Here is a 1555-nt window from a genome sequence, read left to right on the forward strand (position 1 = left end):
TTAAGATTCATTTTAATGTATTGCAAGGTGTGAGTGAAAAAAGGTGGTGTTATAGTTAAATTAAAATGTACTTTTGAGGGACTATCATGCTTAAAGATGTACTTAAAGAAGCCAGGCATAGGAGAGGTTTAAAGCAGGAAGATGTTGCAAAACTGGTCAAGGTTGCAAAGCAAACATACCTAAAGTGGGAGAACGGAACCACCGAACCCAAAGCATCACAAGTAAAAGACCTTGCTCTCGTGTTAGGGATTACCCCTAACGAAATATGTTCAGGAAAGCTTTATAAGCGGTATTCCTTAGAAGATTTCATTTATGAGTTAACTAGGGTACAAGCTAGAAGCGAGTTAGAAACGCTAAAATCTTGGAAACATATTCAAGATCATGAGAGCTTTTTTCATGACCTTGAAAATGAAACAGATGAGGATTATCTGGATGAAAAAGATGTCCATGATTTATTGAGAAACTCCTGATGTCAGGAGTTAGTTTGGGTGTAACAGGAACCCAAACCTAAAACCCTGTCGGTCGGGGGGCGCTTCGCCTGCTCCCCCTTCCTCCCCAGACCCGTAAGCATGGACAGCAGTTCACCGTGGAAAACCACGGTAAAGTTCAGCTAAATTGTGTGGGAAACCACACCAAAGTTCGGGTGTCACTGAACCCGAACCTAAAAAGTCTACCTACTTTGGTATCAAAGGAGTAATTATGAGTTTTGATGTACGCTTGGTGTTAACCATCTATTCAGAAAATAGAAAGCAGCTTGTGTCTCTGCATAAAGATATTCAGTTACCATTTGTGCCCTTTGAAGGCCTAGGTCTTTCTGTTGCAACAAGACCTATACGTAGAGTTTCATGGGATTTGGAGGAATCACGGTTTACTTGCAATATTGAAGATCAAGAATTCAGAGTTGAAGGCGATTTAATTGACCTTGAGTTTCTGGCTAAGCAAGCTATTGAGGATGGCTGGTCGGGCTCCGGTCGTATCTTACAAATTCCCAATTAGTCTCCAAATATTGGAGTAGAGTCCACTGTTAAAGTATGTGGACTTGAAGGTCATTCACTTCCACTTGGAGTCTCTCCCGCAAGCGGGCCCCTCTCCAAGTGTGCGCTCAACCCCTCAATGTAATCGCTTTGAATTCTGTAAACAAAAATCTAATTTAGCAGGGCTGGAAGGACGTTAAAAGCGGCTTGGCAGGGAGAAAGCTCGGGGCAAAAAACGCCCCTATCAAAGGCGCTTAGCATTAAGGGACACGTCCCTTAATAATCCCAATTCGGTTACTATATGGGGAAATTGAGACACCATTTTAGGTGAATGAATACCATGTACGACTCGGACATCATTATTACCCCCAAAGAACAGCTATTTATCGTGCGATTGCGCTCTAGCCTGCGCTCAACTTACATCACGTGGAGACTGGGTATCAGAACGGATTATTTGCTGCCTAGAGAGACGTTCTACCGCCATAAACGAATTTTCATGAAGGAATACAACATCGATATAGGAAAGCCTTGTATAGCCGTTCCTATGCACCTGTCAGACTAGATAATATACATTGTGCGCA

Annotated in this window: 2 protein-coding genes; both read left to right on the plus strand. The window is 42.5% G+C overall.

Annotated features, from left to right (window positions below):
- The first annotated feature begins 86 nt into the window (after positions 1-86).
- A complete protein-coding gene (locus GWI56_RS21535) occupies positions 87-470 on the plus strand; it encodes a helix-turn-helix transcriptional regulator (RefSeq protein WP_198574018.1) in 384 nt (127 codons plus the stop codon).
- Between the two features lie 229 nt (positions 471-699).
- Positions 700-996, plus strand: coding sequence for a hypothetical protein (locus GWI56_RS21540; RefSeq protein ID WP_198574019.1), 297 nt, complete (start codon positions 700-702; stop codon positions 994-996).
- Positions 997-1555 lie beyond the last annotated feature (559 nt).

Source organism: Shewanella sp. DW31, from assembly GCF_015767295.1.
Lineage (GTDB): Bacteria > Pseudomonadota > Gammaproteobacteria > Enterobacterales > Shewanellaceae > Shewanella > Shewanella oncorhynchi.

Bases quoted from the DNA above. Each gene is read 5' to 3' on its own strand.
- GWI56_RS21535 (WP_198574018.1), top strand. From the start codon at position 87: ATGCTTAAAGATGTACTTAAAGAAGCCAGGCATAGGAGAGGTTTAAAG.
- GWI56_RS21540 (WP_198574019.1), top strand. From the start codon at position 700: ATGAGTTTTGATGTACGCTTGGTGTTAACCATCTATTCAGAAAATAGA.